Source organism: Pseudomonas sp. YuFO8, assembly GCF_035065025.1.
Classification (GTDB): Bacteria; Pseudomonadota; Gammaproteobacteria; order Pseudomonadales; family Pseudomonadaceae; genus Aquipseudomonas; species Aquipseudomonas putida_AE.
This window is the reverse complement of the sequence record NZ_JAXDEQ010000125.1, coordinates 1-461: the sequence shown is the minus strand read 5'-3', so window position 1 is coordinate 461 and position 461 is coordinate 1. Positions and strand designations below refer to the sequence as shown.

The following is a 461-nucleotide window of genomic DNA, read 5'->3' as shown; positions in this document are numbered from 1 at the left end:
CGTGGCTCGAACAATCAGCCCATCGTTCCGCTGTTCTCGCTGTCGTGGAATTACCTGATCATCAACACGGTCTCGACCGGCATGGTCGCGACGCAGGACTTCCCGGTCCAATACGCGAACTTCCGGACCTTCCTGTCCACCATCGCGATTTTCGACAACGGCGGCACGTTCAACACCGGCAGCGATGTCAACTACGTTGCCATTCAGGTCGCGAACCAGACCTATCTGGAACGGCTTGATCCGTTCATGTCGTCGCTGCGCACGCGCCAGATGATCGGTGACGACTATCCGGCCGGGACCTATGTGTTCGATCATCGGCGCTGGCCGATCGTAACCGACCAGTTCGGCAACACGCAGTTCGTTCTCAACGCCTCGCAGGTGAACGCCAACGCCAACCTGCAGATGATGTACGAAATGCTGTCGATCCAGAACCAAGCGATCAACGCCGGCTCGCTGGCGGC

The 461-nt window shown here is 58.8% G+C and carries 1 protein-coding gene; it reads left to right on the top strand.

The window, feature by feature from the left end; translation table 11 throughout:
- A partial coding sequence (locus SOP95_RS31600; protein ID WP_323609528.1) for a hypothetical protein occupies positions 1 to 461 on the top strand: 461 nt, incomplete at both ends.